The sequence below is a fragment of the Nocardiopsis sp. TSRI0078 genome (assembly GCF_001905145.1).
Taxonomy (GTDB): Bacteria; Actinomycetota; Actinomycetes; order Streptosporangiales; family Streptosporangiaceae; genus Nocardiopsis.
On sequence record NZ_LWLB01000037.1, the window covers coordinates 39,518 to 62,065 of the forward strand.

At 72.4% G+C, this 22,548-nt stretch carries 20 protein-coding genes; 9 read left to right on the forward strand and 11 right to left on the reverse strand.

Annotated features, from left to right (window positions below; all coding sequences use genetic code 11):
- Positions 1-97 precede the first annotated feature (97 nt).
- The 9 genes from A6A08_RS26020 to A6A08_RS26060 form a co-directional block, all read right to left on the reverse strand.
- Positions 98-886 (reverse strand): trans-aconitate 2-methyltransferase, encoded by a 789-nt coding sequence (locus tag A6A08_RS26020; protein WP_073705297.1) that lies wholly within the window; start codon positions 884-886, stop codon positions 98-100.
- Positions 883-1,962, reverse strand: coding sequence for a glycosyltransferase family 4 protein (locus A6A08_RS26025; protein ID WP_073705298.1), 1,080 nt, complete (start codon positions 1,960-1,962; stop codon positions 883-885). The genes A6A08_RS26020 and A6A08_RS26025 overlap by 4 nt, the downstream gene beginning before the upstream one ends.
- A complete protein-coding gene (locus A6A08_RS26030; RefSeq protein WP_073705299.1) occupies positions 1,959-2,342 on the reverse strand; it encodes a 6-carboxytetrahydropterin synthase in 384 nt (127 codons plus the stop codon). The genes A6A08_RS26025 and A6A08_RS26030 overlap by 4 nt, the downstream gene beginning before the upstream one ends.
- 36 nt (positions 2,343-2,378) lie before the next feature.
- Positions 2,379-3,359 carry a zinc-binding alcohol dehydrogenase gene (locus tag A6A08_RS26035; RefSeq protein ID WP_073705300.1) on the reverse strand — a complete coding sequence of 327 codons (981 nt, stop codon included), beginning with the start codon at positions 3,357-3,359 and terminating at the stop codon, positions 2,379-2,381.
- Positions 3,356-4,084 carry a CDP-alcohol phosphatidyltransferase family protein gene (locus A6A08_RS26040; RefSeq protein ID WP_242422922.1) on the reverse strand — a complete coding sequence of 243 codons (729 nt, stop codon included), beginning with the start codon at positions 4,082-4,084 and terminating at the stop codon, positions 3,356-3,358. The genes A6A08_RS26035 and A6A08_RS26040 overlap by 4 nt, the downstream gene beginning before the upstream one ends.
- Positions 4,085-4,089: 5 nt before the next feature.
- The gene (gene ribA / locus A6A08_RS26045) at positions 4,090-4,719 is read right to left on the reverse strand and encodes a GTP cyclohydrolase II (protein ID WP_073705302.1); all 630 of its coding nucleotides are present in this window, start codon (positions 4,717-4,719) and stop codon (positions 4,090-4,092) included.
- A gap of 164 nt (positions 4,720-4,883) precedes the next feature.
- Positions 4,884-5,783 carry a carbohydrate ABC transporter permease gene (locus A6A08_RS26050; protein WP_083609295.1) on the reverse strand — a complete coding sequence of 300 codons (900 nt, stop codon included), beginning with the start codon at positions 5,781-5,783 and terminating at the stop codon, positions 4,884-4,886.
- Positions 5,780-6,802 carry a carbohydrate ABC transporter permease gene (locus A6A08_RS26055; protein ID WP_073705303.1) on the reverse strand — a complete coding sequence of 341 codons (1,023 nt, stop codon included), beginning with the start codon at positions 6,800-6,802 and terminating at the stop codon, positions 5,780-5,782. Before A6A08_RS26055 ends, A6A08_RS26050 begins: the two co-directional genes overlap by 4 nt.
- Positions 6,799-8,079, reverse strand: a complete 1,281-nt coding sequence (locus A6A08_RS26060) for an extracellular solute-binding protein (RefSeq protein WP_073705304.1) — start codon at positions 8,077-8,079, stop codon at positions 6,799-6,801. Before A6A08_RS26060 ends, A6A08_RS26055 begins: the two co-directional genes overlap by 4 nt.
- Before the next feature lie 205 nt (positions 8,080-8,284).
- Here A6A08_RS26060 and A6A08_RS26065 point away from each other — a divergent pair, with 205 nt between their 5' ends.
- Positions 8,285-9,277, forward strand: a complete 993-nt coding sequence (locus tag A6A08_RS26065) for a LacI family DNA-binding transcriptional regulator (RefSeq protein ID WP_083609308.1) — start codon at positions 8,285-8,287, stop codon at positions 9,275-9,277.
- A gap of 70 nt (positions 9,278-9,347) precedes the next feature.
- On the opposite strand, the gene A6A08_RS26070 is transcribed toward A6A08_RS26065, so the two are convergent.
- Positions 9,348-10,172 (reverse strand): class I SAM-dependent methyltransferase, encoded by an 825-nt coding sequence (locus A6A08_RS26070; RefSeq protein WP_073705306.1) that lies wholly within the window; start codon positions 10,170-10,172, stop codon positions 9,348-9,350.
- A 322-nt stretch (positions 10,173-10,494) separates the two neighbouring features.
- Between A6A08_RS26070 and A6A08_RS26075 the strand changes: the two genes are divergently transcribed.
- The 5 genes from A6A08_RS26075 (at position 10,495) to A6A08_RS26095 (ending at position 19,908) form a co-directional block, all read left to right on the forward strand.
- Positions 10,495-12,738: a rhamnogalacturonan lyase gene (locus tag A6A08_RS26075; RefSeq protein WP_143181845.1), complete on the forward strand. Its 2,244-nt coding sequence runs from the start codon at positions 10,495-10,497 to the stop codon at positions 12,736-12,738.
- A 78-nt stretch (positions 12,739-12,816) separates the two neighbouring features.
- Positions 12,817-13,740 (forward strand): alpha/beta hydrolase fold domain-containing protein, encoded by a 924-nt coding sequence (locus tag A6A08_RS26080; protein WP_083609296.1) that lies wholly within the window; start codon positions 12,817-12,819, stop codon positions 13,738-13,740.
- Between the two features lie 251 nt (positions 13,741-13,991).
- Positions 13,992-15,539 (forward strand): tyrosinase family protein, encoded by a 1,548-nt coding sequence (locus A6A08_RS26085; RefSeq protein WP_073705308.1) that lies wholly within the window; start codon positions 13,992-13,994, stop codon positions 15,537-15,539.
- Between the two features lie 762 nt (positions 15,540-16,301).
- A complete protein-coding gene (locus tag A6A08_RS26090) occupies positions 16,302-18,119 on the forward strand; it encodes an ABC transporter ATP-binding protein (RefSeq protein ID WP_242422923.1) in 1,818 nt (605 codons plus the stop codon).
- A complete protein-coding gene (locus tag A6A08_RS26095) occupies positions 18,109-19,908 on the forward strand; it encodes an ABC transporter ATP-binding protein (protein ID WP_073705310.1) in 1,800 nt (599 codons plus the stop codon). The genes A6A08_RS26090 and A6A08_RS26095 overlap by 11 nt, the downstream gene beginning before the upstream one ends.
- A gap of 27 nt (positions 19,909-19,935) precedes the next feature.
- Here the strand turns inward: A6A08_RS26095 and A6A08_RS26100 are convergent, their stop codons facing one another.
- Positions 19,936-20,370 carry a GNAT family N-acetyltransferase gene (locus A6A08_RS26100; protein ID WP_073705311.1) on the reverse strand — a complete coding sequence of 145 codons (435 nt, stop codon included), beginning with the start codon at positions 20,368-20,370 and terminating at the stop codon, positions 19,936-19,938.
- 496 nt (positions 20,371-20,866) lie between these two features.
- On the opposite strand from A6A08_RS26100, the gene A6A08_RS28410 reads away from it, so the two are divergent.
- The 3 genes from A6A08_RS28410 to A6A08_RS26115 all read left to right on the forward strand — a co-directional run bounded on the left by A6A08_RS28410 (position 20,867) and on the right by A6A08_RS26115 (position 22,457).
- Positions 20,867-21,313, forward strand: a complete 447-nt coding sequence (locus A6A08_RS28410; protein WP_199867053.1) for a hypothetical protein — start codon at positions 20,867-20,869, stop codon at positions 21,311-21,313.
- A gap of 46 nt (positions 21,314-21,359) precedes the next feature.
- The gene (locus A6A08_RS26110) at positions 21,360-21,671 is read left to right on the forward strand and encodes a DUF6355 family natural product biosynthesis protein (RefSeq protein WP_143181846.1); all 312 of its coding nucleotides are present in this window, start codon (positions 21,360-21,362) and stop codon (positions 21,669-21,671) included.
- A 144-nt stretch (positions 21,672-21,815) separates the two neighbouring features.
- On the forward strand, positions 21,816-22,457 hold the full coding sequence (locus A6A08_RS26115) for a hypothetical protein (protein ID WP_073705314.1): 642 nt from the start codon (positions 21,816-21,818) through the stop codon (positions 22,455-22,457).
- Positions 22,458-22,548: the final 91 nt, after the last annotated feature.

Genomic DNA, 22,548 nt, shown 5'->3' on the forward strand with positions numbered 1-22,548 from the left:
ATGGTCGGCGGTCCCTCCCGCCCCGGAAGGGCGGCGCCGCTCCGGAACAGGTCCTCCCCCCGCGGCGCACCGGGGCGGGCCTCCGCGTGGTCAACGGTCACCGCCCCTCCGGCGGCCGGGCCAGTGCCAGCAGGTCCGTGTGGTGGACCACGACCTCCAGTCCTCCCCGTGAGCACTCCTGCAGACGGCGCGCCAGGTACTCCGTCCCCGGCAGCGACGGGTCCTGCTCCACGGCCGCGCCCACCCAGCCGCGCAGCCAGGCCCGCGTCAGCTCCGCCTCGCCGGGACCGAGCCGCCAGGGGCTCGGATAGGCGCGCACCCCGTACCCCAGGTGCCCGAAGGCCGCGGCGGCGACTCCGGCGGCGTCCGGGCCCAGACGCCCCTCCCGCCGCTGGTGGGCGTTGAAGGCCTTGGAGAAGGACCGGTCGAGCGGATCGGCGGGGGAGAGGTCCACCCGGCCCGTCACCGACAGCGAGAACAGCGCCGGGCACCCCGTCACCGCGACCGCCCCGGCGAGCGTCTCCAGCTCCGTGCGGGTGAACAGGTCCAGCAGCGCCGACGCCACCACCAGCGTGACCCCGTCCAGGTCGGCGGCCCGCAGCGAGGCCAGGTCGAGCCGCCGCGTGACCACCTCGGCGGCGGGCACCGCGTCCCGGGCCAGGTCCAGCAGGGCCTGGTCGCGGTCGAAGAGCACCCAGCGCTGCGGTCCGGGCAGGCGCGGCGCCAGCCAGCGCCCCAGCGAGCCCGTACCGCACCCCAGGTCGGCCACCACCCGCCCGTGCCCGTACAGGAGCGTGGGCGGCTCGGTGGCGCGCGCCACGGCGTCGGCGTTCTCCCGAAGCGCCAGCCACTCCGGCGCGAACGCCGGAACCCCGGTGGTACTCAACGCGGCTCCTCGTGGTCCAGGACGGCGGCCATGTTCCGTGCCGTCCGCTCCCATCCTGCCAACCCCTCCCGCCGCAGGCGGGCGGAACGCCGCAGTCGCCCGCGCAGGTCCGCCCCGGTCAGCCAGCGGCGCAGCGCCCCGGCCAGCGCGGAGGCGTCCTCGGGAGGAACGAGCACGCCGGGCCGCTCTCCCCGGGGGTCGTGGCCCAGGGCCTCGGGCACACCGCCCACCTCGCAGGCCACCACCGGGACACCGCGCGCCAGCGCCTCGGTCACGACCATGCCGTAGGTCTCCCCGTGCGAGGGCAGCACCAGCAGGTCGGCGCGGGCGTAGGCGGCGGACAGCTCCTCTCCCCGGAGCGCGCCGGGAAAGGACACCCGTTCCCGCAGGCCGAGGTCGCGGCACAGGGTGCGCAGGCGCTCGGCGTAGGCGGCCGACGCCTCCGAGTCGGCCGACAGGTCTCCGACCGGGCCGACGCACGCGCACTCCCACTCCAGATCCACCAGCCGGGCCAGCGCGGACAGCAGCAGTTCGTGGCCCTTGCGCGGGGTCACCGACGCCACGCACAGCAACCGCGTGCCGTCCCCGCCGGCGGCGAGCGGTGCCGGGTCCACGCCCGGTTCGACCACGTGCACCCGGTCCCGGTCCAGCCCGTGGCGGTCGGCCACCCGCCGTGCCGCCCAGCGGCTGGTGGCCACCACGGCGGCGGCCGCGCGCAGCACCCGCCGCTCCCGGGCGTCCAGGTCGCGTGCGGCCGAGGGGGACAGACCGCACCCCTCGGCCAGCGGCAGGTGCACCAGGACCACCAGCCGCAACCGGGAGGCGTGGGGGAGCAGGACCTCGGGGACACCGCAGGCGACCAGCCCGTCCAGGACCGCCGCCGCGCCGTCGGGGACCCGTGCCAGCACGCGGGAGAGCCCGGCGCGGGCGCCGGCGTCCGCGCCGGGCCAGTCACCGCGGACGACGATCCGGCGCACCGGCCGGCCCAGCCCGGCGAGCGCCTCGGCCAGGCGCCGGTCGTAGGTGTTGCCGCCGCTGGGCACCGAGTCCGGCGGCACGACGAGGACGGTGGTCACAGGTCCCGCTCGTAGCCGGCCCAGGCCACGTGCGACTCGTGCAGGGTCACCGCGATCCCGTCCAGCCCGCGCGCCCGCGCGTCGAGGCGTTCCACCAGCCGGTCCGCGATCACCCCGGCCAGGAACTCGGTGCTGGTGTTCACCCCGGCGAAGTCGGGGTCCTCGTCCAGGTTGCGGTAGTCGAGTCCGGCGAGCACGGCCTTCAGCTCCCGTGTGGCCAGGCCGATGTCCACCACGATGTTGTCCTCGTCCAGCTCACGGCGGCGGAAGGTGGCGTCCACGACGAACGTGGCCCCGTGCAGTCCCTGGGCGGGGCCGAACACCTCGCCCCGGAAGCTGTGGGCGACCATGATGTGGTCGCGGACGGTGACGCTGTACACGAACGTGCTCCCTCGGTGGTTGTCGGTCGCGGACGCTCACGGCCGCGGATGGACGATCAGGTGGCACAGGGCGGGCAGCTCTCCCCCGGCCAGGCGCGGCATCACCGACGGCAGCTCCTCGAAGGGGCTCTCACCGGTGACGAGCGAGTCGAAGGCGGGATCGGCGAGCAGCTCCAACGCCAGGTCGAGTCGGTCTCCGTGGCCCCGCCGGTCCCGGCGCGCGGGCGCGACCGCGCCGACCTGGCTGGAGCGCACGGTCAGACGGCGCGAGTGGAAGTACTCGCCCAGCGGTACACGGACCTGCCGGTCGCCGTACCAGCTCAGCTCGACCACCTCGCCCTCGGCCGCGACCAGCTCCAGCGAACGCGCCAACCCGGCCTGGGTGGCACTGGTGTGGAAGACCCGGTCGCGTCCGCCCGCGGCCTCCTCCGGCAGGGCGAACTCCACGCCGAGCCGCTCGGCGGCCTCCGCCCGCGCGGGGTCCACGTCCACCAGCTGCACCCGTACCCCCGGCACGCCGGCGGCCAGGCGCGCCACGCAGCAGCCCACCATCCCGGCGCCGACCACCGTCAGCCGGTCGCCCAGCAGGGGAGGGGCGTCCCACAGCGCGTTCACCGCGGTCTCCACCGTCCCCGCCAGTACCGCCCGCCGCGCCGGGACATCCTCGGGCACGCACCGCACCGACTCCTCGGGGAGGACGAACCGCGTCTGGTGCGGGTACAGGGCGAACACCGTGCGTCCCACCAGGCCGGGCGCTCCCTCCTCGACCACCCCGACGCTGAGGTAGCCGTACTTGACCGCGCCGTCGAACTCCCCCTCCTGGAAGGGCGCCCGCATGAGCCGGTACTGGCTCGGCGGCACACCTCCACGGAAGACCAGGGCCTCGGTGGCCCGGCTCACCCCCGAGTACAGGGTGCGGACCAGGACCTCCCCGGGCCCGGGGTCGGGCAGCGCTTCCTCGCGGATCTCGCCCTCACCCGGCGCCCTCACCCAGAACGCCCGTGCCGTACGGCTCATGCTCCTCCTCGCTCGCTTCCCGTGCCGGCGGCCGGCGCGGCGGTCCCGACCGGGGGCCGGTTCCGCCACAGGAACAGGACGTCGCGGCCGAACGACCACACCAGGACGGCCAGCGCACCGGCCGCCACGGCGACCGCCCCCCGGTGGGGGAGGACCGGCGCGACGGCCGCCACGAGGGCCACCCCCTGGACGGCGGCCACCACCTTGCGCGCACGGCTCGGCGGCAGCGGCGCCCGCAGCCACGAAGCCGCGTGCCCGGCGAGCACGAACGCGTACCGCATCAGGCCGACCACCGCCACCCACGGCCCCAGCGCGGCCACCGCGTGCACGCTCAGCACCAGGATCAGGAACGCGTCGGCCTCCATGTCGAACCGCGCCCCGAAGGACGACTCGGTCCGGGTCCACCGCGCCACCGGACCGTCGGCCAGGTCCAGCGCCAGCGCCACCGCGGCCAGTACCACCACCGGCCACACGTGCCCGCCGTCGGCCACCAGCGCGGCCACCGCGCCGATGAGCACCGACCGCGCCAGCGTCACCAGGTCGGCGGGGCCCAGGGCGCCCAGGCCCGCGCGGCGCATCGCCCACGCCAGCACCGCCGCACCCGCGACCAGGTAGGCGGTCCCGGCGGCCCAGCCCGCCGCTCCCAGGCCCACGGCCACCGTGAGCACCACGAGCACCGCCGCCTGCGCGCACGCGGCGGTCAGCAGGGCCGGTCGTTCGTCCACGGGGCTCAACCAGGCGTTCCGTCCAGGTGCGGCAGGTCGTGCCCCAGGCGGTCGCGCTTGGCGGTCAGGTACGCCACGTTCTCCGCCCGGGCGGGCATCAGCAGGGGGACCCGCCCCACGATCTTGATCCCGTACTCGTCCAGGGCGCGCGCCTTGTCGGGGTTGTTCGACATCAACCGCACCGACCGCACCCCCAGGTACAGCAGTACCCGCGCCGCCGGGCCGTAGTCGCGCACGTCCACCGGCAGCCCCAGCTCGGTCGCGGAGTCCACGGTGTCCAGGCCGAGCCGGTCCTGCAGGGCGAGTGTGCGCACCTTGGCCACCAGGCCGATACCCCGGCCCTCGTGTCCGCGCAGGTAGACCAGCACGCCCCGCCCCTCGCGCACGATCGCGTCCAGGGCGGCCCCCAGCTGGTCGCCGCACTCGCAGCGCAGCGCTCCGAAGGCGTCCCCGGTCAGGCACTCCGAGTGCGCACGGACCAGCACCTCCTCGGAGCCGAGGACCTCACCGAACACCAGGGCCACGTGTTCCTGGCCGTCCACAGGGTCCCGGAAGGCCACCGCGCGGAAGGTCCCACGCCGGGTGGCCAGCTCCGACTCCGCAACAGAAGCCGGATCCATGCTCTGTTCGCTCATACACTCCCTTGTTCCACCGCGCGGCGGCGGCCACACACGCCCGGTGCCCCGCCCTCGGGGGAGCCAAACCCGAGGGGACGGGGCACCGGGGAGAAGGGGCGCCGGGGGAGGCGCGTGCGGCCGCGGCCACCGGGCGGGAGGGGCCGGGGAAGGCCTCGTCAGGGTTACTTGCCGCCGACCCCCATCATCCCCTGCACCAGGGAGCGGCGTGCGAACAGGTACACGAGGAAGAGCGGCACGGTCGCCAGCACCACCGCGGCCAGCAGGCCGGGCACGTCCACCCGGTACTCGCCCTGGAACTCGAACAGGCCCATGGTGATCAGCCGGTTCTCCGGGGACTGGGTGAGGATCAGCGGGAACAGGAACCCGTTCCATGCCTGGAGCGCGGCGTACACGCCGATGGTGCTCAGTCCGGAGCGCGACAGCGGCACCACCAGCTGGAGGAAGGTGCGCACCGAACCCGCGCCGTCCAGGGCCATCGCCTCGTACAGCTCCTCGGAGATGTCGCGCATCGACCCCACCAGGATCAGCACGCACACCGGCAGCGCGAACGCCGCGGTGGGCAGCACGATGGCGGTCAGCGTGTCGTACAGCCCCAGCTCGATGATGATCAGGTACACCGGGATGATCACCGCCTGGGACGGGATCGCCAGCCCCAGCAGGAACATCCGGAACACCCCCGAGGTCCACCGCGTGCGCGAGCGCACCACGGCGAACCCGGTCATGGCGGCGAGCACCAGCACGATCGCCACCACCGCGACGGTGACGACCGCGGTGTTGAGCACGAACCCCAGGACCCCGTTCTCGACCGCCCTGACGTAGTTGCCCAGGGTCGGGTCCGAGGGCGGGGCGAGCGGCCCCTCCGCGGTGTAGTTCTCCGCGCGCTGCACCGTGGCCACGAGCAGCGCGTACAGCGGCACCCCCACGATGGCCAGCCACGCCAGCGCGCCCAGCCAGCCCAGGATGTTGGGGCGGTGGCGGCCCGGCCGCCACCGCGGGGCGGCGGGGCTCCGACCGCTGGGGCGCTGTCCGGAGGAGGGCCTCTCGGCCAGACGGACGCTCACATTCCCTCCCGGGTACTGCGCATGTTGCCGAAGCCGGTGAAGCGGACCATCAGCAGGGAGACCACCGTCGCCACCAGCACCAGGGTGAACGCGACGGCGCTGGCGTAGCCCAGCTCCCAGCTCTCGAAACCGGACCGGTACATCAGGAACGGGACGATGGTGGTACTGGTTCCGGGACCGCCCCCGGTCATGATGAGCACGGTGTCGAAGTAGGTCAGCGAGCCCACCACCATCAGCACCGACGACGTGGTGACGGTGTGCCGCAGCTGCGGCAGCGTGATGTGCCAGAACGCCCTCAGCCGTCCCGCCCCGTCGATCTCCGCGGCCTGGTACAGCGACGGCGGGATCTGCCGGGCGCCCCCCTGGTAGAGCAGCATGTGCAACGGGATGAACTGCCATGCGCTGACGAACACGATCACCAGGAACGCGCTGTTCGACCCGCCCAGCAGGTTCACCGACTCCAGGCCCAGGCGCGGACCCAGCCAGGCCAGGGGGCCGAAGTTGGGGTCCAGCAGGGCCCGCCAGATGATCGCGATCGCCGCCGAGGAGAGCAGCAGCGGCAGGAAGAAGATGGCCGAGAGCACCGCGCGGCTGCGCTGCCGACCGGCGGCCCAGACTCCCAGCAGCAGGCTGATGGGGGTCTGGACGGCCCAGGAGAGCGCGGTCAGCAGCAGGCTCAGCCCCACGGCCTTGCGCATCAGGGGATCGGAGGCCAGGCGCGACCAGTTCTCCAGACCGATGAAGCGGGGTGAGCCCAGCCCGCCCCAGGAGGTCAGGGACAGGTAGGCCACCAGCATCATCGGCAGGGCCGCGAAGAAGGCGAAGTACAGCAGCCCGGGGACCGCCCACAGCGGACCCGGCCGCCCCGTGCGGGGGACGGCGGCCCGCGCGGCGGCTCCGCCGCGCGGACCGCCGGGCCGGGGGCCCCGGGGCGGGCGGCCGCCCGCCCCGGAGCCTTCGGCCGCCGGGTCACCGGTCATGGTGCCACCGGTCGCCTGGCTGCTGGAGCGGCCGGTCACAGGGCCGCCAGCGCGTCGACGAACTGCTCGGGCGTGCTCTGGCCGTTGAACAGCGACTCGATCTCGGTGACCATCGGTGTGGCCACCTCCGGCGGCAGCGCCTGGTCCCAGGAGAGCTGGAAGTGCGGCGCGTCGCGCACCATCTCGTACTGGAAGGTGGCGAAGTCCGGGCTGGGGCTGTCGGCCACCGCCTCCTCGGCGTTGGTGGTGGTGGGCACCTCGCCGTTCTCCACCATGTCGGCCACGTACTCCTCCTCCGAGGTGTACGTCAGGAACTCCAGCGCCGCGTCCATGTGGTCGGTCTCGGCGGTCACCGAGAAGAAGTTGGTCGGGTTGCCGACCACGTTGTCGGGGTCGCCCTCACCGCCCTCGATCGGCGGGAACTCCACGTACCCCAGGTTCTCCCGCGCGAACTCCTCGTCCTGGTCCAGGATGGTGGAGTACTCCCACGAGCCCATCAGGTGCATGGCGGCCCGGCCCTCGGACAGCAGGGTGGAGGCCGCGCCCTCGGTGTAGCTCACCGAGGCGTAGGAGTCGCCGAACGCGCCGTTGTCCACCAGTTCCTGCACCATCTGGGCGGCCTCCAGGACGGCGGGGTCGCGCCAGCCCTCGGAGTCGCCCTCCACGATGCGTGCGAACACCTCCGGCCCGCCGATACGGTCCACGAGGTACTGGAGCCACATCTGCTCGGTCCAGGGGTCGGCCCCGGCCAGGGCGAAGGGGGTGACCCCCTCCTCCTTGAAGGTGTCGACCAGGCCCAGGATGTCCTCCCAGGTCTCGGGGGGCTCGACGCCGGCCTCCTCGAACACCGTCTCGTTGTAGAAGAGGATGACCGGCTGGGTGCCGCGCAGCGGGATGCCGTACTGGACGCCGTTCACCTGGCCCGCCTCCAGGATGGAGGGGATGAAGGAGTCGGCGAACTCGGGGTTGTCCGCCAGCATGTCGTCCAGGGGCTGGAGCATGTCCTGCTCGACGTAGGGCTCGATGCTGCCCCCGCCCCAGTTGAAGAACACGTCGGGCCGCTCACTGGAGCCCATCGCGGTGCGCAGGCGCTCCTCGTAGTTGTCACCGGGCACCTCGTCGATGACGGCCTCGGTCTCGGAGGCCTCGTTGAACCGTTCGACGGCGCCCTCCTGCACCACGACCAGTGTGTCCTGGTACATCCACACGTGCATGCGGTCGTCGCCGCCACCGCCACCGCCGCCTGAACAGGCGGTGGCGGCGAGCAGACAGAGCGCCGTCGCTCCGGCGACGGAGCCTAGGCGGGGGGTTCTCATGGCCACTCCTCTTCCGAAACTATCGGGAAGTATTTCGAAATATTTGCGCCCGAATGTACGCGGCGTGACGTGGAGCGTCAATAGGCAAGTGAGAGGTGGGTCACCTGGATTCCCACAGCGCACGCGCGACCGCGTAGGATCAGGCATCGTGAGTGCAGACCCGACCCCCGACTCCGCGCGCACGAGCCTCTCGGAGCCGGTCACGATCTCGAAAATTGCGGAAGCCGCCGGCGTCTCGGTGCCGACGGTCTCCAAGGTGCTCAACGGGCGGGCCGACGTGGCCAGCGACACCAGGGCACGCGTGGAGGAACTGATCCGCCGCCACGGCTACCGGCGCCGCCGGGGCCCCGGCGGCGGCCGTTCCTCCATGATCGACCTCGTCTTCCACGAGCTCGACAGCGCCTGGGCGGTCGAGGTCATCCGCGGTGTGGAGAGCGTGGCGCGCGCCGAGGGCCTCAGCGTCGTGCTGACCGAGTCCGGAGGCGCCCAGACCCCGCGCGACGACTGGGTCGACGCGGTGCTCGCCCGCCAGTCCACCGCCGCGATCCTGGTCTTCTCCGACCTGGCGCCCGAACAGCGCACGCGCCTGACCGCCCGCGGCATCCCCTTCGTCGTGGTCGATCCGGCGGGCGACCCCGGGCCCGACATGCCCTCGGTGGGGTCGGCCAACTGGAACGGGGGCCTGGTCGCCACCCGCCATCTCCTCGAACTCGGGCACCGGCGCATCGGGGTGGTCGGCGGGCCCCGGCACGTACTGTGCAGCAAGGCCCGCATAGACGGCTACTCCTCGGCGCTGGACTCCGCCGGCCTGGCTCCGGACCCCGCCCTGATCCGCTACGGCGACTTCCACGTCGAGAGCGGCCGCGACCGGGGCCGGGAGCTGCTGCGGCTGGACGATCCGCCCACGGCCGTCTTCGCGGGCAACGACCTGCAGGCCATGGGGCTGTACGAGGCCGCACGCGAGCTGGGGACACGCATCCCCGAGGACCTCAGCGTGGTCGGCTACGACGACCTGCCGGTGGCCCGCTGGATGGGGCCGCCGCTGACCACCGTGCGCCAGCCGCTCACCGAGATGGCCGAGGAGGCCACCCGGATGGCGCTCACCCTGGCACGCGGGGCCACCCCCGCCAACCTGCGCCTGGACCTGGCGACCGACCTGGTGGTGCGGGGCAGCAGCGCCCCGCCGTCCGCCTCATAGGAGCCGCCACCTATGGCGTGCCTCGGACGGGTGGTTGCCGGGGTCTGCCGCAACGTCTCCGGCCGCGGCGTCAGGCGGGCGCGGAGACGGCCAGCGAGTACGTCAGCGGCAGGCGCGCGGACCCCTCGGGGTAGCGAAAGCGCGCACCGTCGGCGGCGAGTGCGTCGTAGCGCCGGAACGCGATCGTCTCGTGCTCGTGGACGAACTCGATCCGCAGCCCGGACCCGGCGACGGCGCTGATGACGTCGCCGAGGGTGTGGTGCCACTCGGTGGCGGTGTTGTGCGCGGTCTCGGCCTCCCCGTCGGCGTAGGAGCCCGCCGTCTCGTAGGTGAACGCCTCGCGGGCGAAGTAGTCGCGCACGGCGGTGACGCCGTCACCGTCGTCGAGAACGCCGGTCAGCGGATGGAACTCGACCAGGTAGAGCCGTCCGCCCGGGCGCAGCAGGCCGGCCACGGTACGGGCCCAGCGGTCGATGTCGGGTAGCCACATCAGTGCGCCGGTGCCGGTGTAGACGACGTCGAACGCGCCCGCGCCGAGCGCGTCGACGGCGTCGTGGACGTCGGCGGCGACGAAGCTGGCCCGGTGGCCCAGGCCGATCTCGTCGGCGAGGGCGGACGCCGCCCGGACGGCCGGCTCGGAGAAGTCCAGACCGCTGACGCGGGCGCCGTGGCGCGCCCAGGACAGGGTGTCCAGGCCGATGTGGCACTGCAGGTGGGCCAGGTCGAGGCCGGTGACGTCACCGAGTTCGTCGAGTTGGAACCGGTCCAGGGGGTCGGCGCCGGCGCGGAACCCGTCGAGGTCGTAGAACGTGCTCGCGGTGTGGATGGGGACCCGCTCGTCCCAGTGCCGTCGGTTGCCCTCGACCAGGTCGGCGGTGCTGTCGGTGTCGCTCATGCCGGCATCCTAGAAGCGGACCATGCCGTGCCGGCAAACCTTTTTCGCGCGGCGGTCCGCCCCTCCCGGCGGGTTCCGCGGCCTCGTCCGGTCGATGCGGTCGGGTGCCGTGGGTGGTGCCCGGGACGCACACGAGGCAGCAGGTCCACCGTGACTCCCTGTTCCCACAGGGAAGGTCGTGGTGCGTACGGGTCTTGGTTGGAAAGCGCTTGCCTTATAGGGTGGGCCACCCCCCAGCCGTAGAGGAGGCGTACCCATGGGCATCCCCCCACGTTTCGTCCTGAGAGCGAGTCCACTGGTAGCAGGCGCATGCGCGGTGTTGATGGCGGCGAGCACCACCGCGCTGGCCGAGCCGCGGGAGAGGTCCGGAGTCCAGCTGGAACAGCTGGACCGGGGCCTGGTCGCGGTCGATGTCGCGGAAGGCGTTTTCCTGAGCTGGCGCCTGCTGGCATCCGAGGTCACCGGGCACACGGACTCGGGGCTCAGGGGAGCGAGGTTCCGGGTGTACCGGGACGGGAAGGTCGTCGGACTGGTCCGGGACAGCACCAACTTCCTGGATGAGGAGGGCACGGAGGACTCCGAGTACAGGGTCGTCCCGGTGCCCCGGGGCAGACCCGGGACCGGGCCCGGGGGCGAGGCGTCCGTGTGGGCCGAGGGCCACCACGACCTGCCCCTGCAAAGGCCCGAGGGCGGGACGACCCCGGCGGGTGAGGAGTACGAGTACACCGCCAACGACGTGAGCGTCGGCGACGTCGACGGGGACGGCCGCTACGAGTTCGTCGTCAAGTGGGACCCCACCAACTCCAAGGACGTCTCCCAGAAGGGCTACACCGGCAACACCTACGTGGACACCTACACCCAGGAGGGCGAGCTGCTGCACCGCGTCGACCTGGGCGTGAACATCCGCTCGGGCGCGCACTACACGCAGTTCCTGGTCTACGACCTCGACGGCGACGGCCGCTCGGAGCTGATGCTCAAGACCGCCCCGGGCAGCAGATCGCTGGCCTTCGGCGAGGACGGCGAGGTGGCCGAGGACTACGTGACCATGCCGGAGGAGGACGTCGAGGCCGGGTACGGGCACGGCGACGACTACCGGATGAGCGCCGAGGACTACCGCGAGCACGTCGTGGAGATGTTCCTGGGCTGGCACGAGCACCCCGAGGTCGTGGCCGGGAACTGGCCGCGGACCCTGGAGGAGGCCTTCGGCGAGGAGCCGCGCCACGACTACCCGCTGAGCCGGGAGGACGCCGAGTCCCTCGCCGACTTCCTCGTCGACGAGTACGCGCCCTCGCGCAGCGGGAGGAACGACCTGCGAAGCTTCGAAGGCTTCGTCCTGAACGGGCCCGAGTACCTGACCGTGTTCGACGGCGAGACCGGCGCGGAGCTGGACACCGTCCGCTACGAGCCCGGGCGCGGCGACGACGGCCTCATGTGGGGCGACTACGCGATGTCGCGCATCGAGCCGGGCAACCGGGTGGACCGGTTCCTGTCCGGCGTGGCCTACCTGGACGGCACCGGCCCGTCGGCGGTGTTCGCCCGGGGCTACTACACGCGCGCGGCCGTGGCGGCCTACGACTTCGACGGCGAGTCCATCCGCAGGCGCTGGCTCGCGGACAGCGGGCACGTTCCGATGGACAACCCGTTCAACGCCTCCCCGCACGGCGGCGAGGGCACCGACCCCGAGACGGGGACGCTGGCCGGCCAGGGCTTCCACTCCTTCAGCGCGGCCGACGTGGACGGCGACGGGCGCCAGGAGATCGTCTACGGCGCCGCGACGCTGGACGACGACGGGTCCCTGCTCTACTCCTCCTACGACTACGGTCCCCCCGAGAGCGGCGTCGCGGGCGAGTACGTCAAGCTCGGCCACGGCGACGCGATGCACGTGGGCGACCTCGACCCCGAGCGGGACGGACTGGAGGCCTGGACCGTGCACGAGGGCTCCGCGAGCGTGCCCTACGGGTTCGCGATGCGCGACGCCGCCACCGGAGAGGTGCTCTTCGGCGGGTACACCGGCACGGACACCGGCCGGGGCATGGCCGGCGACATCGACCCGGACGTCCCCGGACTGGAGGTCTGGTCCTCGATGCCGCCCGGAGACGACATCGAGGCGGGTCTGTGGAGCGCCGACGGCGAGTTCCTCGGTGACCGGACCCCCGGCACGAACATGAGCATCCGCTGGGCCGCGGACATGACCACCCAGATCGTCGAGGGGGGACAGGACCCCAGGATCGAGGACTGGAACCGCGGCACCCTGCTCACCGCCGGGGGCACCCACACCAACAACGGCACGAAGGGCAATCCCGCCCTGGTCGCCGACGTGCTCGGCGACTGGCGCGAGGAGTTGGTCGTGCGCACCGAGGACAGCACGGCGCTGCGCGTCCTCACCAGCACCGAGGTGACCGGCCGCAAGCTGCACACCCTCATGCACGACCCGCAGTACCGGGTGGGCGTGGCCGGGCAGCAGAGCGGCTACAACCAGCCGGCCTATCCGAGCTTCCACCTGGGCTCGGACACCGACTGGGCGCGCGTGGAGGTCCCCGGGGCCCGGTACCCGAGGGCGAGGTAGGAAGAGCGGTCCCGGGCGGCGGCCACCGCCCGGGACCGCCGGGGTGTCCGAACGGCGCCGCTGGTAGCGTGGCTCGCCATGACGATCATGAGGCGGCCGCGGGTGGCGCGCCTGGTGGCCCGCTCGATGCAGGCGGGTATGTCGCTGGCCGAGCGACGCGCGACCCGGCGCGCCCACGCGAGACTCCCCGAGTACCCGCGAAGGACCGAGCCGCTCACCGTGCCCACCGCGCACGGACCGGCGCGCGTCACCGTCTACCGCCCCGAGCCCGGCCCCCGCACTCCGGCGGTGCACGTCAACCTGCACGGCGGGGGCTTCGTGCTGGGGTGGACGGAGATGGACGACCCGCTGTGCCGCGCGCTGGCGGCCGAGGCCGGGGTCGTCGTGCTGAACGTGGACTACGCGGTCGCCCCGCAGCACCCGTTCCCGGCACCGCCCCGCCAGGCGTACGAGGTCGTGCGGTGGGCGGCGGCCCACGGCGGCGACCACGGCTGGGACGGCGCCCGGCTGACCGTCGGAGGACAGAGCGCGGGCGGCGCCCTGGCCGCGGCGGCAGCGCGGTTGGACCTGGAGGACGGCGGTTCCCTGGTCAGGCTGCAGGTGCTGCACTATCCGTCGCTGGACCTGACGGTCCGGACGCAGGACAAGCACTCGCCCGTGGACCGGCCCATGCTGCGGCCCTGGATGGGGGAGGTCTTCAGCACCTGCTACCTCCCGGGCCCGGAGGCGGGCCGGGACCGGCTGGCCTCCCCGGCGGCTCCCACGGACACGGCCGACCTCGCCGGTGTCGCGCCCGCCGTGGTCGTCGTCGCCGAGCACGACATCCTCCGGGCGGAGGGGGTCCGGTACGCCGAGCGGCTCGAACGGGTCGGCGCGCTCGCCGCACTCCACGAGGTGCGCGGCCGCGACCACGGGTACGACGTGAGCCACGACGACGCGGCGCGTGAGACCTACCGCGTGATCGCGGGGCACGTCGCGCGGGCGGCCGGACCGGCGGACTAGAGCCCGGTTCGGGCCCGCGGGAGCCTTCCGGACGTGTGCCGGGGCCCTCCCACGGCAGGGCCGATGCCCTCCACGGTCCCGCCTTCGCGCAGTTCAAAGCCCATGCGTCCTTCTTCTCGGGAGCCGGTGTTTTCGCCCGGCCCACTACCTCCCTGCGTGATTACCTGATGGCCGTCAGTACTCACCTCGCGCGAGCGGAGACGCACGCCGGTTACCTGCGCGGGGTCACCAGAATCACCCGGAGGAACCACATGAACGTGTCCAGGCGCTCCCTGCTCGCGGGAACGGGAGCCGTCGCCCTCGTCGCGGGACTGCCCCAGGTGGCCGCCGCGGCCGCGCCGCGGTGGCGGGCGGGCGCCGCGCAGCCGGCGCGGAGCCGGTTCGTACGCAAGGACGTGGCCGGGCTGTTCGACGCCGGGACGGGAGCCTGGGCACCGGAGCTGTACTGGTACGCCAAGGCCGTCGGCTGGATGAAGGGGCAGCCGCAGACCGAGCCGAACTCCTGGAAGTTCCAGTGGTACACGCACGGCAAGCCCCAGCGGGAGCGCAGCGATCCCCCCGAGTGGAGCCAGTGCCCGCACGGGGACCGGTACTTCCTGCCCTGGCACCGCTGGTACGTGTACTACTTCGAGCGGATCGTACGGAACGTCATCGTCGACGAGCTGGGCCGGAAGGACATGGCCGACTGGGCGCTGCCGTACTGGAACTACGCGCACCTGGTGTCCGGCGGCGACCCGGCGGCCTCGGAGGAGTGGCGCAGGATCCCGCTGCCCTTCCGGCAGCGCAGGATCCACGACCCCCGGGGCCAGGAGGAGGGGGAGAATCCGCTGTACCTGCCGTTCGACACGGGAGGCCGCTGCCTGGGAGACGAGCCCATGCCCTTCGACGAGGTCGATCCGGCCGTGGCGATGCGGGAGGACTTCTTCTGGCTGCCGGAGGACCAGGAGATCGGCCGCGTCGGCTTCTCCCGGGCGCTGGAGGGCTCCCCGCACGACCTGGTGCACGTCAGCACCGGCGGCCTGATGGGCGCGGTGCCGACGGCCGCCGGGGACCCGGTGTTCTGGCTGCACCACGCCAACATCGACCGCTTCTGGACCGCCTGGCTGACCAGGCGCCAGGTGCCCCTGAGCTGGCAGTGGCCCGATGCGCGCCCGAAGCACGCGCCCGACGACCCCGATCTGCCCTATCTGCTGCGCGACGAGAACGGCGACCAGCGCACGCTGCAGGGCCCGGTCTTCGCCTTTCCCCGGGACGCCTACATGTACGAGTCGCTGACCGACGGCACGGGCAGCGGCGAGGTGCCGTCGGCCTTCCTGGTCACCGGAGTGCCGCAGGGGGCGACCGCGCCCACGTTCTCGGTCACCGAGGAGGTGACGCACCTGGGCGCCGAGCCGCTCACCCTGTCGCCCGGCGGCGAGACGGGTGGCACGGACACCTTCGAGACCGCGGTGGGACCAGGCGACCGGGTCGTGCTCACCTTCGAGGGGGTGCACGCCGACGCGGCGCCGTGTACCGCCTTCCGCGTCTTCCTCGGCGGGGACGAGTCGGACACCGACCCCGCCGGGCCCGCCTTCGTGGGACACCTGGCGTTCTTCGGCAACGTCGGCCCCCACGCCGCACACACCGGCGGCACCAGGCTCTCCTTCGACGTGACCGAGACGCTGCGGCAGCTGCCGGAGCAGGCCTGGAGCGGCGACGAGATGCCCGCGGTCCGTGTGGTCCCGGGGCCGCTGGCGAAGGCGGAGGCCGTCGCCGGGGCCGCCCCGCGCTTCGCCCGCGCCGCCTTCACGGTGGTCTGACGCACCGCCGCGGTGCCGCGTTCCTCGGCCCGGTCGCCGCGGCGACCGGGCCGAGGGCGCCGGCCGTCGAACGGCTCATGGCGGCGGTTCGCCCGCCCACCGTGCCCATGGACGTACCCTTCTTCGCCGTGGTCAGCCCGGTCGCCGACCTGGTGCAACCGGACGGGGCGGCCGCCTGGGCGCCGTGACGACACCGGTGGCGGGCCGAGCGCACCATGGCCGGCCGGACGCCGCCGTCCGCACCGCCGGCATGGGCGCAGGTCCGGGCACTTCCTGGCCCGCGCCGGCATCGCCGACACGCTGATCTGCTGTCGCGGCAACCGAGCCCCTTCCTCCCATCAGAGATTCCGGGACCACCGAAGAAGCCTTCCCCATCAAAGAATGCGCGAACAACATGTCTGTGATCACCGCGGGTAGTACGTAAGGTTCTCCAGGCCACGGTCGAAGGAAGTATTCGATGACTCGTCGAAGGATACCGGGACCCCGTAGTGAAACGGCGGACGCGGACGGCCTTCCCGTACCCATCGCGGTTGTTCAGCTACGTGATAGGGATGCTCACGAGATGGTTTTTCCCGCCAAATTGAGTTGACACCCCGACGGAGCCGAAGATAGGTTTCACGTCGCCGATTCATGACAGGGCGGGCGCGTCCTGCTGCCTTCCTCTCAACACCCGGCAGTCGCGCGAAGCAGTCTCCTGCCAATCGAGGGCCGCCCAGAGAAAGGCTGGTACACGGGGTGACCATTCCTGCCGCCGAAGAAGTGGTGCACCCTGAAAAGCGCGGACCGATGGCCCTGCTCAAGGCGCGGAGGGAATGGATTTTCTTCGGCACCTTATGGAAGTCCCACCCGAGGCTCACCGCGATGTGGTGGGCGCTGATCCTGTTCCAGGGGATTCTTCCCGCCGGCTTCGTCCTGGCGGTCGGAGCGCTCATCGGCGCCATCGCCGAGGGCACCCCGCTGCTGACACCGCTGCTCCTGATCAGCGTGGTCTTCGTCCTGATGCAGCTCCTGACCCCCTTGCACTCCCAGGTCGGTTCCCTCCTGGGAGAGCACGTCTCCGACCGTCTACACGATCGCCTGCTCGTCGCCGCGGGCACCCCCGAGGGCGTCGCGCACCTGGAAGACCGCGAGCGCATGGACGAGTTGACCGCCGCCCGGGACTTCGACCTCGGGATGAGCGGACCGCCCCTGCACATGTCCATGGGTTTCATCGCCGGCGGCCTGGTGGAGGCGGTCTCGGGCCTGGCGCAGGCGGTGGTCCTGGCCGCCTACGCGTGGTGGGCACCGTTCCTGGTGGGGGGTGCCTGGCTCTCCACGCACTGGCTGCTCCGTGAGAGCACCCGGTGGGACCGCGGCACGGGGGAGGTCCTCGACGCCCAGCGCCGCGCCGAGTACTCCTACAGGCTGGCGGTGGACTCTCCCGCCGCCAAGGAGATCCGGCTCTTCGGCCTCGCGAGCTGGTTGACGGACCGCTTCGCCTCGGAGCGCCGGGCCCTCGTCGAGCTGCGGTGGCACACCACCCGGCTGCGGCGGAAGCCGATGCGCTGGACGGTGGTGGCGTTGACGGTGTCAGGGGGGCTGTTCTTCTGGTGCCTGGGACGGGACGCCGCCTCGGGCGCCATCGGCCTGGGCGAGGTGAGCACCTTCGCCTACGCGGCGGTGGGAGCCAGCGCGTTGGCCTTCGGCGGCCTGAACTGGGCCCTGTCCCTGGCCTCCGACGGGGTCGTGTCGGTGCTGCGCGTGGAGGAGGCGATGTCCTCGAGCCCCGCGGCCCGCAGTGTGGTCTCCGGCCGGGCGACGGCGGAGGGGATGCCCGCGGCGGAGATCAGGTTCCGCGACGTGACCTTCGCCTATCCGGGCATGTCCTCACCTGTCCTCGACGGTCTCGACCTCACCGTTCCGGCCGGCGGTTCGCTGGCCGTGGTCGGTGTCAACGGCGCGGGGAAGTCGACTCTGGTGAAGCTCCTGTGCCGCCTCTACGATCCGGTCTCCGGGGCGGTCGAGGTCGACGGCACGGACCTCAGGGACCTGGACCTGGAGTCGTGGCGCCGCCGGATCAGCGCGATCTTCCAGGACTTCATCCGCTACGAGCTCTCACTCAAGGACAACGTGGCCCCTCCGGGAGCCGCGCCCGAGGAGGTCCTCGAAGCCCTGGCGACCGCCGGCGCCGCGGACCTGCGCGACCTCGACAGGATTCTCTCCCCGGGGTACGAGAACGGCACCGATCTCTCCGGAGGACAGTGGCAGCGGGTCGCCCTCGCCCGGGTCCTGTGCGCCGTGGGCGGGGGAGCCGGGGTGGTCGTCCTCGACGAACCGACGGCCCAGCTGGACGTGCGCGGCGAGGCCGAGGTCTTCGACCGCGTACTGGAGGCCACGAGGGGCTGCACGACCGTCCTCATCTCCCACCGTTTCTCCACGGTCCGACGCGCCGACCGGATCTGTGTCGTGGACCGGGGCAGGGTCGTGGAACTCGGGAGCCATGACGAACTCATGACCCTCGGAGGAACCTACGCACGGCTCTTCAGTCTTCAGGCCGCGCGGTTCACCGAAGACCAGGACGGAGCCGGCAGTGCCGACTGAGGACCACCCCCTGCCCTCGTCCTGGAGGTCGCTGGGCCGTACGTTGCGGCTGGGCTGGGCGGCCTCACCCGGGCTCATCGTCGTCGCGTTCGCCACGACGGTCGGCGCCGCCCTGCCCGACGTGTTGATCGCCGCCGTCCTGGCGATGCTCGCGGACTCGGTGTCCTCCGGAGACCAGGTCAACGTGATCACCGCTTCCGTGCTCCTGGGCGCGCTGGCCGCCCTGAGCTGGCTGCTGCGCGTACTGAGCGAGAGGGCCGACCGCCGCTTCGCCGACCGTGCCGCGGTGTTCATGGAAGCGCACGTGGTACGGCTGCAGAGCGGCATCCCCTCCCTGGATCACCACGAACGCCCCGCCTACGTCAACCGCGTCCAGTTGCTCCGCGATCACGCGGACACGCTGAGCGAGGTCTACCAGTACCTGTTCCAGGCGGTCGGCGCCGTCCTGCGCCTGGCCCTGACCATGGCGCTGCTGATGACCGTCCACCCTCTGCTGGGCCTGCTGGGCCTGTTCGCGGTACCCACCGCCGTGGTCTCCCACTGGCGCGGAGGCGTGGAGCACGCGCTGGAGGAGAGGGCCGGACACCACGAGCGCCTGGCGCGGCACTTCTTCCTGCTGGGCACGAAGGCCTCCCCCGGGCGTGAGCTCCGCGTCGCCCGCGCCAGAGAAAGGGTGCGCACGGGACGCCACCAGGCCTGGGCCGCACGCCACCGGACCATGTCCCGGGTCCGCTGGACGACCACGGCGTGGCAGACGGCCGCGCTCACGGTCTTCGGCTGCGCGTTCGCGGGCTCCGTCGCCGGGGTGGCGCTGGGCGGCGGTTCGGCGGCCGAGGTCGTCCTCCTCCTCACCGCGGGCAGTCGCCTGGCACAGTACATCGGCCAGACACTCAGCCAGGTCCACTTCCTCCGCACGATCTGGCTGGAGGGAGGGCGCCGCCTGCTGTGGCTGGAGGAGCTGTCCTCCAGCTCGGCCGAAAGCAGCCAGGTCCCCCCACCGGAACGGATGCGCGCCGGCATCACCCTGGACAGGGTCTCGTTCAGCTACCCCGGGACGGAGCGGCGGGTCCTGGACGAGGTCACGCTCCACCTTCCGGCGGGAGCGGTGGTGGCCGTCGTCGGTGAGAACGGGGCGGGAAAGTCCACGCTGGTCAAGCTCCTGGCGAAGATGTACGAACCCGACTCCGGGAGGATCCTCGTCGACGACGCGGCCCTGGCCGACATGCCGGCCGACGCGTGGCGTGAACGGCTTTCGGGCGCCTTCCAGGACTTCGCGCGCTTCGAGTACCCGCTGCGGCTGTCCATCGGGCTGGGCGACCTGGCCAGGGCCGAGGACGCGGAGGCCGTCGACCGGGCCGTCGAGCGCGCGGACGCACGTGGCCTGGTCGATCGGCTCGACCGGGGGCTGGACACCCAGCTCGGCAGCACCTGGGCCGATGGGGCCGAACTGTCCGAGGGGCAGTGGCAGAAGGTCGCACTCGCCCGCGGCTACATGCGCGACCGCCCTCTGCTCCTGCTTCTGGACGAACCCGCCTCCGCCCTGGACGCCGAGACCGAGCACCTGCTGTTCGAGCAGTACGCCGAGCGTGCCAGAGCCCTCAAGGGCCGGGACCGCGTCACGCTCCTGGTCTCGCACCGCTACTCCACCGTGCGCATGGCCGACCTCATCGTCGTCCTGGACGGGGCCCGAGTGTGCGAGCAGGGCGGCCACGAGGAACTCATCGCACTCGGAGGGCGCTACGCCGAACTGTACGGGATCCAGGCCCGCGCCTACCGTGTCGAGGGGTGACCGCCGTGGCTTCCCCTCCTGGAGGCCCTAGCCGTCGCAGTCCGTGTCCCGCTCAGTCCCGACCTGGTCGAGACGGAGCAGGCCGGCCTGAGTAGGGCCGAAACCGCACGCCTGACGGTAGAACCTCCCGAGGTGGGGCTCATAGTCGACGTGCACCCACTCGATGCCCAGTTCCTCCAGGTCCTGGACCAAGGCCCTCACGACACGGCCGCCCACACCCTGGCGCCGCATGTCCAGGGCGACGGCGGTGTCCAGGAGGAACGCGTGGCCGCCCCCGTCCCAGACCGCGTGCACGAATCCCACCAGACGTCCTTGACGGAACTCCCCCGCCCACGAGCGGCTGTGCCGTTGGAGCCGCTCAGCCCAGGGAACCGGCGTGTAGCCGTGGTCGAAGGCTTCTGCGTGCAGACGCGACAGCTCCTCGTCGTCGACGGGGAAACGCACGCGAAGGTCGTAGGACATGGTTTCCCATCTTGTCAGGCCGGCACGGTCTCCGAGAGGGGTCGTGGCAGAAGGCCGGCAGTCCGTGGAGCTTCGCATCACGCCCTCGGGCGTCGACGCGGGGCGGGGCCTCGCACCCGTGGCCGGCCCGCGGGCCGGCCACGGGTGGTGCTGGTACGGCCCCGGGCCCATGTGGTCTCACGCCCGGCAGGGCCCAGGGCGGCGGCCTACCTTCGGACCATGCGAACCCCAGCGAGAATCGCGCTCGTCTGCGCCGTCCCCCTCCTCCTCGCCGTCCTGGGCCTGTTCCACCCCCACCACCTCACCGATCAGACCGCCGACCTGTGGACCTGGCTCCACATCGGCCTGCTCCCGCTCTTCCCCCTGCTGGCCGTCGGCCTGCTCCTGCCCCTGTGGGGGCCCCGGACGCGACGCCCCCGGTGCCGCCGTCGTCCTCGTCTGGATCTGCTCCTTCCTCTACGCGGTCTTCTACACCGCGTTGGACACCGTCGCGGGGGTGTCCACCGGGGCCCTCGTGTGGGCGGTGGAGGGTGACCAGGAGCCGCTGGTCCGGCCGCTGTACGGCATCGGCAACGAGTTGGGCCACGTCGGCACCTACGCCTTCCTGGCCGGGGTCCTCGCCCTGGGCGTCGCGGCCTGCCTGCGGCACGGGCCGACGACGCTCTACGGCTCGGTTCTGCTGCTGGCCTCTGCTGTGTCCCTCCTCGACAGCCACATCTACTGGCCGCGGGGAGGGGTCACCATGCTCGGAATCGCGGCGGGTTTCGCCCTGCTCGTGTGGGCCGTCGACCGCCGCCCCCGAACGCCCGCCGCCGCGAGCTGGCACGGCGACGCGCCGAAGGCGGCCGGGGCCGGAGGCGGGAGGCTCTCCCGGGCGGGCCCCAAACCCGGCGGATGGCGTGTGGCCGAAAGCGGCCAACGAACGCGCCGTGCTCACGGGTGAATGTACTGTCGCTCTCGGTAATGATCACTGTTCTTCGGGGGTGCCTGTGTCTGGTAAGTGGCGACGATACGTGTCGGTCCTGGCGGGGGGAGCGGTCGCGGCGGGATTGCTCACCGCGACCATGGCCTCGCCCGCCTCGGCCCTGGCGTGCGGTTACAACGACAACGACAACGGGAAGGCCGTCTACCGCCACTGCGGGAACACCACCGTCCGCATCGAGACCACCGACGTGTTCGGGGGCAAGAGCTACCAGTGCGTGGCTCCGGGCGACACCGTCCTCGGGGACACCTGGTTCATCAGGGGCTCCCACTACATCGGCGGGGTCGGCTGTTCTCCCGTGACCATTCCGCCGCGGTGACCCGCGGTCCCGCCGGGCCAAGGGGGATGTCGCCCGCGTCCGGACCCTGACGGGGGATCGGGGCGGCCGCGCGGGCCCCTTCCGCGCGGCCGCCGGTGCGACGCGCGGTCGGCCTCTGTCACGGGTGCGTGCTTCGATACACCCATGAACGCACCCGAGACCGCCCGCCACCTGCCCGACCCGGCCACCGCGCGTGACCTGTCCCGCAGGACGGCGCTGCTGGAGTTCCTCATCAATCCCGACGGTCGCCACCGCAAGTACGACTTCCTCTCCGACTGGCGGCCGGGGTGGGACCTGGGGACGATGAGCAACGGAGGAGGCGACGAGTACGCCGTCGCGCTCTCGGACACGGCCGGTGTCATCCGCTGCTTCGACCACGAGTCGCAGACGAGCCCCTACGCCAACGACGAGGAGTTCTGGCCGGGGACGGTCGACGCCCTGCCCGCGGAGTTCGCGCCCTTCCTGGCCGATCCCGACTTCCACGGCGGCGACGAGTCGTCGGTGAGCGCCCTGTTGTGGCGTCTGCCCGGGGACGCCTCCTGGCGCACCGGGGTCGACGGGGGGCGGGACGACGGTTCCGGGTGGCTGCTGGGCGGTCTGTGCGATGAGAATCCCGCTGCGTACCACCACGAGCACTTCCAGGACTACTACGAGTGCTCCCTCAGTCTTGATTCCGTGCGCGCCGTCTTCGAGGGGCGGCCCCTGAGCGAGGAGGTCGTGGCCGGGGTCAACTCCACGGTCGATCCCGGCGAGCTGCTGCGCAGGGTGGCGGCGTACCCGTTCTGAGTCCCCGCTTCCCCGCGTGGGGAGGGTTCGGGCCCCTCGCAGGGGGAGTGGTGAGGCATGTGGCAGCGAGCACGGTGGAGGACCCGGTGGC